At 71.0% G+C, this 12,635-nt stretch carries 10 protein-coding genes; 9 read left to right on the top strand and 1 reads right to left on the bottom strand.

Going from position 1 to position 12,635, the window contains the following annotated elements:
* Nucleotide 1: 1 nt before the first annotated feature.
* On the bottom strand, nt 2-550 hold the full coding sequence (locus tag F7R91_RS17855; RefSeq protein ID WP_150949939.1) for a beta-class carbonic anhydrase: 549 nt from the start codon (nt 548-550) through the stop codon (nt 2-4).
* A gap of 420 nt (nt 551-970) precedes the next feature.
* On the opposite strand from F7R91_RS17855, the gene rsmH reads away from it, so the two are divergent.
* The 9 genes from rsmH (at nt 971) to murG (ending at nt 12,634) form a co-directional block, all read left to right on the top strand.
* Nucleotides 971-1,927: a 16S rRNA (cytosine(1402)-N(4))-methyltransferase RsmH gene (gene rsmH / locus F7R91_RS17860; RefSeq protein WP_150949941.1), complete on the top strand. Its 957-nt coding sequence runs from the start codon at nt 971-973 to the stop codon at nt 1,925-1,927.
* A 42-nt stretch (nt 1,928-1,969) separates the two neighbouring features.
* Nucleotides 1,970-2,533 carry an FtsB family cell division protein gene (locus tag F7R91_RS17865; protein ID WP_191971536.1) on the top strand — a complete coding sequence of 188 codons (564 nt, stop codon included), beginning with the start codon at nt 1,970-1,972 and terminating at the stop codon, nt 2,531-2,533.
* A gap of 5 nt (nt 2,534-2,538) precedes the next feature.
* The gene (locus F7R91_RS17870; RefSeq protein WP_331000570.1) at nt 2,539-4,488 is read left to right on the top strand and encodes a peptidoglycan D,D-transpeptidase FtsI family protein; all 1,950 of its coding nucleotides are present in this window, start codon (nt 2,539-2,541) and stop codon (nt 4,486-4,488) included.
* A gap of 161 nt (nt 4,489-4,649) precedes the next feature.
* Entirely contained in the window at nt 4,650-6,179 is a 1,530-nt protein-coding gene (locus tag F7R91_RS17875) for a UDP-N-acetylmuramoyl-L-alanyl-D-glutamate--2,6-diaminopimelate ligase (protein WP_150950178.1), read from the top strand.
* A gap of 4 nt (nt 6,180-6,183) precedes the next feature.
* Entirely contained in the window at nt 6,184-7,614 is a 1,431-nt protein-coding gene (locus F7R91_RS17880; protein WP_150949945.1) for a UDP-N-acetylmuramoyl-tripeptide--D-alanyl-D-alanine ligase, read from the top strand.
* A complete protein-coding gene (gene mraY, locus F7R91_RS17885; protein WP_150949947.1) occupies nt 7,611-8,684 on the top strand; it encodes a phospho-N-acetylmuramoyl-pentapeptide-transferase in 1,074 nt (357 codons plus the stop codon). The genes F7R91_RS17880 and mraY overlap by 4 nt, the downstream gene beginning before the upstream one ends.
* Nucleotides 8,666-10,099, top strand: coding sequence for a UDP-N-acetylmuramoyl-L-alanine--D-glutamate ligase (gene murD, locus F7R91_RS17890; RefSeq protein ID WP_150949949.1), 1,434 nt, complete (start codon nt 8,666-8,668; stop codon nt 10,097-10,099). The genes mraY and murD overlap by 19 nt, the downstream gene beginning before the upstream one ends.
* A gap of 75 nt (nt 10,100-10,174) precedes the next feature.
* Entirely contained in the window at nt 10,175-11,530 is a 1,356-nt protein-coding gene (ftsW, locus tag F7R91_RS17895) for a putative lipid II flippase FtsW (RefSeq protein ID WP_150949951.1), read from the top strand.
* 6 nt (nt 11,531-11,536) lie between these two features.
* Nucleotides 11,537-12,634 carry an undecaprenyldiphospho-muramoylpentapeptide beta-N-acetylglucosaminyltransferase gene (gene murG / locus F7R91_RS17900; protein WP_150949953.1) on the top strand — a complete coding sequence of 366 codons (1,098 nt, stop codon included), beginning with the start codon at nt 11,537-11,539 and terminating at the stop codon, nt 12,632-12,634.
* Nucleotide 12,635: the final 1 nt, after the last annotated feature.

Genomic DNA, 12,635 nt, shown 5'->3' on the forward strand with positions numbered 1-12,635 from the left:
GTCAGGCGGGATCGATCTCGCGCAGCAGACCCGCCTTCACGTCGAAGACAAAACCCCGCACATCGTCGGTGTGCAGCAGGAACGGCGAGGTGCGCACCCGCTGCATGGACTGCCGTACGTCCTGCTCGACGTCCCGGAAGGCCTCCACCGCCCACGCCGGACGCTGGCCGACCTCCATCTCCAGGTCATGCCGGAAGTCCTCGGTGAGGGACTCCAGGCCGCAGCCCGTGTGATGGATGAGGACGACGCTGCGCGTGCCGAGCGCGCGCTGGCTGATGGTCAGCGAGCGGATCACGTCGTCGGTGACCACGCCGCCCGCGTTGCGGATGGTGTGGCAGTCGCCGAGCTCGAGGCCGAGCGCGGCGTGCAGGTCCAGACGGGCGTCCATGCAGGCCACGACGGCGACCTGCAGTATGGGATGCGCGTCCATCCCCGGGTCGGTGAATTCGGCGGCGTACCGCTCGTTGGCCTCGACGAGGCGGTCGGTGACAGTGCCGCCGGCGGATATGGCGCCTCCGGGCCCAGCGGGAACCGATGCAGAAGTCGTCATAGCTATGACCGTACTGGTCACGTCCGACCCTGGCCTGCTGTGAGAGGGGACAAAGAACGTCATTGACCCTTGTTGTGAGTTAACCCACAAGGCCGATCTGCGTCACTCCATGTGAGTGAAGCGGCATGATCCACACCTTCGCGCGCAGCGGCGCTCGCGACGCGCAGGCTGGTTGATTGACCGGGACACACGGTGGACTAAAGTGACGCGGAGCGGGAGACGAGGTCTCCCTGCTGGACTGCTTCTTCCGGAGACCCTGGCGATTCCTCCAGGGATCTCCCCACGTGCGCGGCGCGTACGTATGGCTCGGCCTCCTCCCGCTCCCGGTCGGCTGACGCTTCCGGCGCCGGCAGGCCTCCCCTTCACGAGCGGGCGGGGACCCGGCGGTGCGTGCGGCCGCGCCGGACCTGAGAGGGCCCCTTGAGCCAGAGTCGACACGTCCCGGTGATGCTCCAGCGGTGCCTGGACCTGTTGGCCCCCGCCCTTCAGCGGCCGGGAGCGGTGGTCGTCGACTGCACCCTCGGCCTCGGCGGTCACAGCGAGGCTCTGCTCACGCAGTTCCCCGAGGCCCGGCTCGTCGCCCTCGACCGCGACAAGGAGGCCCTGCGCCTGTCCGGGGAGCGGCTCGCCCCCTTCGGCGAGCGGGTCGACCTCGTGCACGCCGTGTACGACGAGCTGCCCGGGGTGCTCCACCGGCTCGGCATCCCGCGCGTGCAGGGCGTCCTCTTCGACCTCGGCGTCTCGTCCATGCAGCTCGACGAGGCCGACCGCGGCTTCGCCTACGCCCAGGACGCCCCCCTCGACATGCGCATGGACCAGACGAGCGGCATCAGCGCCGCCGAGGTCCTCAACACCTACCCGGCCGGCGAGCTCGTCAGGATCCTGCGTGCGTACGGCGAGGAGAAGCAGGCCAAGCGGATCGTCGCCGCCATCGTGCGCGAGCGCGAGAAGGAGCCGTTCAGCAACAGCGCGCGGCTGGTGGAGCTGATCAGGGACGCGCTGCCGCAGGCCGCCAAGCGCACCGGCGGCAACCCGGCCAAACGCACCTTCCAGGCCCTGCGTATCGAGGTCAACGGCGAGCTCTCCGTGCTGGAGCGGGCGATCCCGGCCGCGGTGAAGGCGCTCGATGTGGGCGGCCGGATCGCCGTCCTGTCGTACCACTCGCTGGAGGACCGGCTGGTCAAGCAGGTGTTCGCGGCCGGTGCCGCCACCACCGCGCCACCCGGGCTGCCGGTCGTCCCCGAGCGCTATCAGCCGCGGCTCAAGCTGCTCACGCGCGGTGCCGAACTTCCCACCGAGGAAGAGGTCGCCGAGAACCGGCGCGCGGCACCGGCGCGACTGCGGGGCGCCCAGCGCATCAGGGAGGACGTCGAGTGAGGCAGGCGCAGGGGTCCGGAAACCGGACTCACGGGAGGGTGCGTGGGTAGGAAACCCGAACTGAGGGGCCGGGCCGCCCGGCTCGCGCGGCTCTTCCCGGCGGGGCAGGGGCAGGCCGCCCGTACGCCCTTCGTCCTCCTCGTCGTGCTCCTGCTCGGCGGCGGTCTCATCGGACTCCTGGTGCTGAACTCGGCCCTCAGCGAAGGAGCGTTCCAACTCGACGACCTCAAGCGGGAGACCAAGAACCTCACCGACGAGGAACAGGCCCTGCAACGGGACATCGACGCCTACTCCGCCCCGGACGCCCTCCAGCGCCGTGCCCGTGAGCTCGGCATGGTGCCCGGCGGCGACCCCGCCTTCCTCGGCCCCGACGGCACCGTCAAGGGCGTGCCCAGCCCGGCCGCCGCCGGCGGCCGCAAGCCCTCCGTGCTCGATCCCCTCGCCCTCGCGCCGGAGGCGGCTGCCACCCGGTCGCCCGCCACGACGGCCACGCCCGCGGTCCCGGCCGCTTCCCCGACGCCGGGCGAGGGCGACAGCGGACTGCCCGCCGTCGGCGCCGGCGCGGCGTCGGGCCGGCCCTCCACCACCACGACCCCCGGCAGGTGACGGAAGTGTCCGACAGGGAACCGCCGCGCCGCCGGGTGCCCGGACCCGCACGGCCCGCCCGGCCCGGCAGCCGGCCGCGCCCGGGACCCGGCGCCCGCCCGGCCCGCCGCCCCACGGGGCCCCGGTCCCCGGCCGCCCGCGTCATCCGGCTGGGCAGTCCCCGCCCACGGCTGCGCCTGGTCGGCCTCGCGCTGACCCTGGTGCTGATCGCCTTCGTCGTGCGCCTGCTCCAGGTGCAGGCCGTCGACGCGAGCACCTACGCCGCCAAGGCGGAGAGGAACCGCTATGTCGGCTACACCCTGGCCGCCGAGCGCGGCGGAATCACCGACCGCAACGGCGTGGCCCTCGCGGCCAGCCTGGACGCCTACGACATCACCGCCGACCCCACGCTGTTCAGCCGCAAGCAGCTGAAGATCGACGACGGGCCGGAGCAGGCGGCCGCGCTCCTCGCACCGATCCTCGACCAGGAACAGGAGACCCTGACCAGGAAGCTCAGGACCAAGGGCCTGTACGTCAAGCTCGCCGGCCGCCGGACCCCGCAGGTCTGGAAGCAGATCAAGGACCTGAAGAACGCGCTGGCCACCAAGGCGGAGAGCGACCCGTCCACCGTCAACGTGCTGGCGGGTGTCTTCGCGGTCGCCAGCAGCAAGCGCGTCTATCCGAACGGCGACCTCGCCGCCGGGATACTGGGCTGGGTCAACTACGACGGCAAGGGCGGCGGCGGCATCGAGCAGCAGCTCAACAGCGTGCTCGCCGGCAAGGACGGCAAGATCCGCTACGCCCAGTCCGGCGGCCGCCAGGTCCCGACCGCGGGCTCGGCCGAGACACCCGCCGTGCCGGGCAGCGACGTCGAGCTCACCATCGACCGCGACATCCAGTGGGCGGCCCAGAACGCGATCACCGAGCAGGTCAGGAAGTCCAGGGCGGACCGCGGCTATGTGATAGTGCAGGACACCCGGACCGGCGAGATCCTCGCCATGGCCAACTCGCCCGGCTTCGACCCGAACGATCTCTCCGAAGCCGATCCGGGCGCCCTGCACAACTGGGCCGTCGAGGACGCCTACGAGCCCGGCTCCACAGCCAAGATCATGTCGATGGCCGCCGTGCTCGAGGAGAACGCCGCGACCCCGATGACGCATGTCGTCGTGCCCAACCGGCTGCACCGCGGTGACCGGCTCTTCAAGGACGACATCGACCACCCGACCTGGAACCTGACGCTCAACGGCGTGCTGGCCAAGTCCAGCAACATCGGCACGATCCTGGCGACCGGCCAGCTCGGCAGGACACAGGCGCAGGCCAACCAGGTCCTCTACTCGTACTTGCGCAAGTTCGGCCTCGGCAGCTACTCGGGGCTCGGCCTCCCCGGCGAGACCAAGGGCATCCTCGCCACGCCCGCCTCATGGTCGACTTCGCAGCAGTACACGATTCCTTTCGGCCAGGGCGTGTCCATCAACGCGATGCAGGCGGCGTCCGTCTACTCGACCATCGCCAACGGCGGCATCCGCGTGGAGCCCACGCTCGTGCGCGGCACACAGGGCCCCGACGGGCGCTTCACACCCGCCTCGAAGCCCGGGCAGACACGGGTCGTCAGCGCGAAGACGGCCAAAACCCTGGCCCGGATGCTGGAGTCGGTCGTGGACGATGTGGAAGGCACCGGCACCAAGGCCCGCATCCCCGGCTACCGGGTCGCGGGCAAGACCGGCACGGCCAACCGAGTCGATCCGGCCACCGGCAAGTACCACGGATACACGTCGTCGTTCGCCGGATTCGCACCCGCCGACAACCCCCGTGTCACCGTCTACTGCGCCATCCAGAACGCCACCAAGGGCAGCTACTTCGGCGGCCAGATCTGCGGCCCCATCTACAAGCAGGTGATGGAGTTCGCCCTGAAGACCCTCCAGGTCCCGCCCACGGGGGCGAAGGCCGCGAATCTGCCCGTCACCTTCACCCCCTGATCAGCGCAACCAGTCAGGAACGCTCCGTGACCATGCTCACCCCCGACGCCGGGAACCACGTCTCCTCCTCGCCCTCACTTCGCCCGCAAGTGGGTGCGCCCGGTACGCTCACCGCCGTGCCACACGCTGATCAGTCCCAAACCACCCAGAAGGGCGCACCCGTGACATATCCGGGACCGCCCAGGCCGGTTCAGGGCTCCGCGACACCCCTCGCGGAGCTCGCCGATCAGCTGGGTGCCGACACGCCGCAGAGTCCGCAGAGCGCCGCGGAGGTCACGGGCATCACCCACGACTCCCGTGCCGTCCGCCCCGGCGATCTGTACGCCGCGCTCCCGGGCGCCCGTCTGCACGGCGCCGACTTCGTCACCCAGGCCGCCGGCCTCGGCGCGGTCGCCGTGCTGACCGACCCGACAGGGGCCGAGCGGGCCGCCGCGACCGGGCTTCCGGTTCTGGTCGTGGACGACCCGCGCGCGCGGATGGGACAGCTGGCGGCCACGATCTACGGCGACCCGGGCAGCGATCTGCTCCAGATCGGCATCACCGGCACCTCCGGGAAGACCACCACCGCCTACCTCGTCGAGGGCGGCCTGAAGTCCGTCCGTGCCACCGGGCTGATCGGCACGGTGGAGATGCGCATCGGCGAGGAGCGCATCAAGTCCGAGCGCACCACCCCGGAGGCCACCGACCTGCAGGCCCTGTTCGCCGTCATGCGCGAACGCGGCGTCGAGGCGGTCGCCATGGAGGTCTCCAGCCACGCGCTGGTCCTCGGCCGGGTCGACGGCTGCGTCTTCGACATCGCGGTCTTCACCAACCTCAGCCCGGAGCACATGGAGTTCCACTCCGGCATGGAGGACTACTTCCAGGCCAAGGCGCAGTTGTTCACGCCGAAACGCAGCAGGCTCGGCGTGGTCAACGTCGACGACGAGCACGGGCGCAGGCTGGCCAAGGAGGCCACCGTCCCGGTCGTCACCTTCTCCGCCGAGGGCCACCCCGACGCCGACTGGCGCGCCGAGGACGTCCAGGTCGGCCCGATGGACTCGACGTTCACCGTGATCGGCCCCAAGGGCGACCGGATCGCCGCCAGGTCGCCGCTGCCGGGCCCCTTCAACGTGGCCAACACCCTCGCCGCGATCGTCGCCCTCGCCGAGGCCGGCCTCGACGCGCAGGCCGCCGCCGACGGCGTCGCCGCCGTGCCGGGTGTGCCGGGCCGCCTGGAGCGCGTGGACGCCGGACAGCCGTATCTCGCGGTCGTCGACTACGCCCACAAGACCGACGCCGTCGAGTCCGTGCTGCGCGCCCTGCGCAAGGTCACCGAGGGGAAGCTGCACGTCGTGCTCGGCTGCGGCGGGGACCGGGACAGGACCAAGCGCGCGCCGATGGGCGCCGCCGCGGCCCGGCTCGCCGACACCGCCGTACTGACCTCCGACAACCCCCGCTCCGAAGACCCCCTCGCGATCCTCGCAACCATGCTCGAGGGCGCGGCGTCCGTGCCAGTACACGAGCGTGGCGAGGTCCAGGTCTTCGAGGACCGGGCCGCCGCCATCGCCGCCGCCGTCGCCCGCGCCCGGCCCGGGGACACCGTGCTCGTCGCGGGCAAGGGTCACGAGCAGGGCCAGGACATCGCCGGAGTGGTCCGTCCCTTCGACGACCGCCAGGTGCTTCGCGAAGCTATCCAGAAGACCCAGGGATGAACTTGTGATCGCCCTCTCCCTCGCCGAGATCGCAGAAGTCGTCGGCGGGCAGACGCACGACATACCGGATCCGTCCGTCCAGGTCACCGGACCGGTCGTCCGGGACTCCCGTGAGGTGGAGCCGGGCAGCCTCTTCGTCGCCTTCGCCGGTGAGCGCGTGGACGGCCACGACTTCGCCCACGCCGTGGTGAAAACCGGCGCGGTCGCCGTCCTGGCGTCCCGCCCCGTCGGGGTCCCCGCGATCGTCGTCGCGGACGTCCAGACGGCGCTCGGCGCGCTCGCCCGCCATGTCGTGTCACGGCTCGGCGCGACCCTCGTCGCCCTCACCGGCTCCGCCGGCAAGACCAGCACCAAGGACCTGATCGCGCAGGTGCTCCAGCGCAAGGCGCCCACGGTGTGGACTCCCGGCTCCCTCAACAACGAGATCGGACTGCCGCTCACCGCGCTCGCCGCCACCGACGAGACGAGGTTCCTCGTCCTGGAGATGGGCGCCCGCGGACTCGGCCACATCCGCTACCTCACCGGCCTGACCCCGCCGAAGGTCGGCCTCGTCCTCAACGTCGGCACCGCCCACATCGGCGAGTTCGGCGGCCGCGAGCAGATCGCACAGGCGAAGGGCGAACTCGTCGAGAGCCTGCCTCCCGCCGCGGACGGCGGCACCGCGATCCTCAACGCGGACGATCCCCTCGTACGGGCCATGGCCTCCCGTACGAAGGCGAAGGTGATCCTTTTCGGAGAGTCCGGCGAAGCGGACGTACGCGCCGAGAACGTACGACTCACGGACAGCGGACAGCCCGCGTTCCGGCTTCACACACCCTCCGGTGCAAGCGAAGTGACCATGCGCCTGTACGGTGAGCACCACGTGTCGAACGCGCTCGCCGCGGCCGCCGTCGCCCACGAGCTGGGCATGTCCGCGGAAGAGATCGCCACCGCGCTCTCCGAGGCGGGCTCCCTCTCCCGCTGGCGGATGGAGGTCACCGAGCGCCCGGACGGCGTGACGGTCGTCAACGACGCCTACAACGCGAACCCCGAGTCCATGCGAGCCGCCTTGCGCGCGCTCGCGGCCATGGGCGAAGCCTCACGGGCTAAAGGGGGTCGGACGTGGGCGGTGCTCGGCAAGATGGCCGAGCTCGGGGACGAGGCGCTCGCCGAGCACGACGCGGTCGGACGGCTCGCCGTCCGGCTCAACGTCAGCAAGCTCGTCGCGGTCGGGGGCAGGGAAGCGTCCTGGTTGCAACTGGGCGCATATAACGAGGGTTCGTGGGGTGAGGAGTCGGTGCACGTGTCCGACGCACAGGCGGCGGTCGACCTGTTGCGCAGCGAGCTGCGCCCGGGAGACGTCGTACTCGTGAAGGCGTCCCGGTCGGTCGGCCTCGAGAGCGTGGCGCAGGCGCTCATCGGGACCGGTGCCGAGGGTGAGGTTGCCGCCCGATGATGAAGCAGATCCTGTTCGCAGGAGTCATTGGTCTCTTTCTCACCCTGATCGGCACCCCGCTGCTGATCAAGCTCCTGGCCCGCAAGGGGTACGGCCAGTACATCCGTGACGACGGCCCCCGCGAGCACGCCAGCAAGCGCGGTACGCCGACGATGGGCGGTATCGCCTTCATCTTCGCCACGGTCGCCGCGTACTTCCTGTCCAAGGTGATCACGGGCAAGCCGCCGACCTACTCCGGTGTGCTGGTCCTCGGCCTGATGGTCGGCATGGGCCTGGTCGGCTTCCTCGACGACTACATCAAGATCGTCAAGCGGCGCTCGCTGGGTCTGCGGGCCAAGGCGAAGATGGCCGGGCAGCTGCTCGGCGGCATCGCCTTCGCCGTGCTCTCGCTCCAGTTCGCGGACGCCCGCGGCAACACCCCGGCCTCCACCAAGCTGTCGTTCATCACGGACTTCGGCTGGACGATCGGCCCCGTGCTGTTCGTCGTCTGGGCGCTGTTCATGATCCTCGCGATGTCCAACGGCGTGAACCTGACGGACGGTCTGGACGGCCTCGCCACCGGCGCCTCCGTGCTGGTCTTCGGCGCCTACACCTTCATTGGCGTCTGGCAGTACCAGGAGTCCTGCGCCAACGGCGAGACCCTGACCAACCCCGGCGCCTGCTACGAGGTGCGCGACCCGCTCGACCTCGCGGTCGTCTCCGCCGCGCTGATGGGGGCCTGCCTCGGCTTCCTGTGGTGGAACACCTCACCCGCCAAGATCTTCATGGGCGACACCGGTTCGCTGGCGCTCGGCGGTGTGCTTGCGGGTCTCGCGATCTGCTCCCGCACCGAGCTGCTGCTCGCGCTCCTCGGCGGTCTGTTCGTCCTCATCACCATGTCGGTGGTCATCCAGGTCGGCTCCTTCCGGCTCACCGGCAAGCGCGTCTTCCGGATGGCGCCACTCCAGCACCACTTCGAACTCAAGGGCTGGTCGGAAGTGCTCGTGGTGGTCCGTTTCTGGATCATCCAGGGCATCTGTGTCATCGTCGGCCTGGGGCTCTTCTACGCGGGATGGGCAGCAGAAAAGTGACCGACCGGCAGGGCAGCGACTGGACGGGCAGGCACGTCACCGTCGCCGGGCTCGGCGTCTCCGGCATCCCGGCGGCCAAGGTGCTGCACGGCCTCGGAGCCGTCGTCACGGTCGTCAACGACGGCGACGACGAGCGGGCCCGCGCCCAAGCGGCCGACCTGGAGGCGCTCGGCATCACCGTGCGCCTCGGCGACGGCGCGACCCTGCCGGAGGGCACCGAGCTCATCGTCACCGCACCCGGCTGGAAGCCGGACAAGCCGCTGTTCACGGCCGCCGAGCAGGCCGGTGTTCCCATCTGGGGCGACGTGGAGCTCGCCTGGCGGCTGCGCGGCCCCGACGCCGCTCCCTGGCTGGCCGTCACCGGCACCAACGGCAAGACCACCACCGTCCAGATGCTCGCCTCCATCCTCGAGGCGGCGGGCCTGCGCACGGCCGCGGTCGGCAACATCGGCGTCTCGCTGCTGGACGCGGTGCTGGGGGAGGAGAAATACGACGTCCTCGCCGTGGAGCTGTCCAGCTACCAGCTCCACTGGGCGCCCTCCCTGCGCGCCCACTCGGCCGCCGTGCTGAACCTGGCGCCCGACCACCTCGACTGGCACGGCTCCATGGAGGCGTACGCCGCCGACAAGGGCCGCATCTACGAGGGCAATCGCATCGCCTGCGTCTACAACGCCGCCGACAGGGCCACCGAGGACCTGGTGCGCGAGGCCGACGTCGAGGAGGGCTGCCGTGCCATCGGCTTCACCCTCGGCACACCGGGGCCCTCCCAACTCGGTGTCGTGGACGGCATCCTGGTCGACCGCGCCTTCGTCGAGAACCGGCAGCAGAACGCCCAGGAGCTCGCCGAGGTCTGCGACGTGAACCCGCCGGCCCCGCACAACATCGCCAACGCCCTTGCGGCGGCGGCCCTCGCCCGCGCCTTCGGGGTGCCCGCCAAGGCCGTACGGGACGGCCTGCGGGCCTTCACCCCGGACGCCCACCGCATCGCGCACGTCGCCGACTTGGACGGCGTCGCCTACGTCGACGACTCCAAGGCCACCAACACCCACGCGGCTCAGGCCTCGTTGGCGGCGTACGACTCGATCGTCTGGATCGCCGGCGGACTCGCCAAGGGCGCGACCTTCGACGAGCTGGTCGCCGAGTCGGCGAAGCGGCTGCGCGGGGCCGTGCTCATCGGCGCGGACCGTGCCCTGATCCGTGAAGCCCTGGCGCGACACGCCCCGGAAGTACCCGTCGTCGACCTCGACCGGACCGACACTGGGGCGATGCTCGCGGCTGTCCAGGAGGCCCGGCGGCTGGCGCGGCCCGGCGACACGGTGCTCCTCGCCCCCGCCTGTGCCTCGATGGACATGTTCGCCAACTACAACAAGCGCGGTGACGCGTTCGCTCAGGCGGTTCGCGAACTCGGAACCTGACCCGGCCGCCTGCCGGGCGGACCCCTAGGGAGGGACGCGTGGGACCGTCGAGGCAGACGTTCAGCGGGGGCAGCGATGCCCGGTAGCCGTACCGGGCGTCCGCCCGTGCAGCGGGCCGTCCGGCGCCCCGCCGCCCCCCGGCCGTCGCGCGACAACCCCGTACTGCGTCCGTACATCCGCCTGCGCAAGGCCTGGGACCGGCCGCTGACCGCGTACTACCTGATCCTCGGCGGCAGCCTGCTGATCACCGTGCTCGGTCTGGTGATGGTCTACTCGGCCTCCCAGATCACGGCGCTGCAGATGTCCCTGCCGGGCTCGTACTTCTTCCGCAAGCAGCTCCTGGCCGCCGCCATCGGCACCGGCCTGCTGCTGATCGCCTCCCGGATGCCGGTGAAGCTGCACCGGGCGCTGGCCTACCCGATCCTGGCCGGCGCAGTCTTCCTGATGGTCCTGGTGCAGGTGCCGGGGATAGGGATGGCGGTCAACGGCAACCAGAACTGGATCTCGCTCGGCGGCTCCTTCCAGATCCAGCCCAGCGAGTTCGGCAAGCTCGCGCTGGTGCTCTGGGGCGCCGACCTGCTCGCCCGCAAGCAGGACAAGAAGCTGCTCACCCAGTGGAAGCACATGCTGGTGCCGCTCGTGCCCGCCGCCTTCATGCTGCTCGGGCTGATCATGCTCGGTGGCGACATGGGGACGGCGATCATCCTCACGGCGATCCTGTTCGGCCTGCTGTGGCTGGCGGGCGCGCCCACCCGGCTGTTCGTCGGCGTGCTGTCCGTGGCCGCGGTCATCGGTGTGATCCTGATCAAGACCAGCCCGAACCGCATGGCCCGGCTCGCCTGCATCGGCGCCACCGAGCCCCGCTCGGGAGCGGCCGACTGCTGGCAGGCCGTGCACGGCATCTACGCCCTGGCCTCCGGCGGAATTTTCGGTTCCGGGCTGGGTGCGAGTGTGGAGAAATGGGGCCAACTACCCGAAGCCCACACCGACTTCATCTTCGCCGTCACCGGTGAGGAACTGGGCCTCGCGGGGACGCTGTCGGTCCTCGCCCTCTTCGCGGCTCTAGGCTATGCGGGTATCCGCGTGGCCGGACGCACGGAGGACCCCTTCGTGAGGTATGCCGCGGGAGGCGTGACCACCTGGATCACCGCTCAGGCAGTGATCAACATCGGTGCGGTGCTCGGTCTGCTGCCGATCGCCGGCGTCCCCCTCCCGCTGTTCTCCTACGGAGGATCCGCCCTGCTGCCGACCATGTTCGCCATCGGGCTGCTGATCGCCTTCGCACGCGACGAGCCCGCTGCGCGGGCGGCGCTTTCGATGCGGCAACCCCGCTTTGGTAGAAAGCGGGCGGGAGGCCCTGTGCGGGGGCCTCGGAGATGGAACACGATGCGACGGCGTGCCTCGGTGGCGCGCTCGTCCGGAGAGCGGTGAATTTCGGTGCATGTCGTACTCGCCGGTGGGGGGACCGCCGGCCACATCGAGCCCGCGCTCGCCCTCGCGGACGCCCTGCGCAGGCAGGACCCGACCGTGGGAATCACGGCCCTGGGCACGGAGCGCGGCCTGGAGACACGTCTCGTACCCGAGCGCGGCTACGAACTCGCGCTGATCCCCGCCGTACCGCTGCCGCGCAAGCCCACACCCGAGCTGATCACCGTGCCGGGCCGGCTGCGCGGCACGATCAAGGCGGCCGAGCAGATCCTGGAGCGCACCAAGGCGGACGCGGTCGTCGGCTTCGGCGGCTATGTCGCCCTGCCCGGCTATCTGGCCGCCAAGCGCCTCGGCGTGCCGATCGTCATCCACGAGGCCAACGCCCGCCCCGGCCTCGCCAACAAGATCGGCTCGCGGTACGCGGCCCGGGTCGCCGTCTCCACCCCGGACAGCAAGCTGCGCGACGCCCGCTACATCGGCATCCCGCTGCGCCGCTCCATCGCGACCCTCGACCGGGCCGCCGTACGGTGGGAGGCCCGCGCCGCCTTCGGGCTCGACCCGAACCTGCCGACGCTGCTGGTCTCCGGCGGTTCGCAGGGTGCCCGCAGGCTCAACGAGGTGGTGCAGCGGGTCGCTCCCTGGCTCCAGCAGGCCGGGATCCAGATCCTGCACGCCGTCGGCCCGAAGAACGAACTGCCGCAGGTGCATCAGATGCCGGGGATGCCCCCGTACATCCCGGTACCGTACGTGGACCGGATGGATCTCGCGTACGCCGCGGCGGACATGATGCTCTGCCGCGCCGGCGCGATGACCGTCGCCGAACTCTCCGCCGTCGGGCTCCCGGCCGCCTATGTCCCGCTGCCCATCGGCAACGGCGAACAGCGGCTGAACGCCCAGCCGGTGGTCAAGGCGGGCGGCGGCCTCCTCGTCGACGACGCGGAGCTCACGCCCGAGTGGGTGCAGCACAACGTCCTGCCCGTGCTCGCCGACCCGCACCGGCTGTACGAGATGTCCCGCGCCGCCGCCGAGTTCGGCCGCCGGGACGCCGACGACCTGCTCGTCGGCATGGTGTACGAGGCGATCGCCGCCGGTCGTGCACACCGCTAGG

The organism is Streptomyces luteolifulvus (genome assembly GCF_008806595.1).
Lineage (GTDB): Bacteria > Actinomycetota > Actinomycetes > Streptomycetales > Streptomycetaceae > Streptomyces > Streptomyces luteolifulvus.